This is a genomic window from Shewanella sp. SR44-4 (genome assembly GCF_014163715.1).
In the GTDB taxonomy this organism is placed as follows: domain Bacteria; phylum Pseudomonadota; class Gammaproteobacteria; order Enterobacterales; family Shewanellaceae; genus Shewanella.
This window is the reverse complement of record NZ_JACJDU010000178.1, coordinates 1-252: the sequence shown is the minus strand read 5'-3', so window position 1 is coordinate 252 and position 252 is coordinate 1. Positions and strand designations below refer to the sequence as shown.

Annotated in this window: 1 rRNA gene; it reads left to right on the top strand. The window is 49.2% G+C overall.

Annotated features, from left to right (window positions below):
• Positions 1-252, top strand: a 23S ribosomal RNA gene (locus tag H5125_RS21965); the annotation flags it as partial.

Here is a 252-nt window from a genome sequence, read left to right as displayed (position 1 = left end):
CAAGGCTAAATACTCCTGACTGACCGATAGTGAACCAGTACCGTGAGGGAAAGGCGAAAAGAACCCCTGTGAGGGGAGTGAAATAGAACCTGAAACCGTATACGTACAAGCAGTGGGAGCGGTTCTTGAGACCGTGACTGCGTACCTTTTGTATAATGGGTCAGCGACTTACATTTTGTAGCGAGGTTAAGCGAATAGCGGAGCCGTAGGGAAACCGAGTGTTAACTGCGCGTTTAGTTGCAAGGTGTAGAC